Source organism: Leptospira haakeii (genome assembly GCF_002812045.1).
GTDB classification, from domain to species: domain Bacteria; phylum Spirochaetota; class Leptospiria; order Leptospirales; family Leptospiraceae; genus Leptospira_B; species Leptospira_B haakeii.
This window is the reverse complement of record NZ_NPEG01000037.1, coordinates 1-594: the sequence shown is the minus strand read 5'-3', so window position 1 is coordinate 594 and position 594 is coordinate 1. Positions and strand designations below refer to the sequence as shown.

The following is a 594-nucleotide window of genomic DNA, read 5'->3' as shown; positions in this document are numbered from 1 at the left end:
TGGGTATGTTGGCTCTATTAATGTAAGTGCATCTTCAGGTAAGGCATTTGTTACTTGGAAGAGAAGTGATGCCTACTTGTTTGCTAGAGCATACGATATGATTGCGAATACTGCTTTGGCACCGAACGTACAAACTATAAGTGCGAACGTTGGATCCTACAGTGTTGTCGCAACTGGGGGTTATGGTTTGATTTCCTATAGTTCTACTAAGAATACAGGTATCTACCTCAGAGCAGTGGACCTTTCAGACGGAGCCTTGGAATACACAACCGCACTACAATTGGATACCTCTAAGAGTGCAAAGAGCAGAAAACCCGGAGGATTGTATCTCGTATCAGGAAATATCGTAGCTCTTTGGGAACATGAAGAATCTTCTAAAAGAACCATCCGAGGAAGGGCAGTCGCGATGGGAGCGAATTTAGTAGCAAAGGGTTCGGGAGAATTCTTCGTGAGCACTACCAATTTCGGAAACCAAACAGGACCTAAAATTGCAGTCAAGGATGCAACCGGATTTGTGGTTTGGTGGGCTACCGATTCTACCCAGCAAAATATCCGAGGTTACTCTTTGGATATGCTGAATCCTGGTGCGCTTCA

The 594-nt window shown here is 44.6% G+C and carries 1 pseudogene; it reads left to right on the top strand.

The window, feature by feature from the left end:
* Window positions 1-594: pseudogene (locus CH377_RS19765) on the top strand (LIC12048 family lipoprotein); the annotation flags it as partial.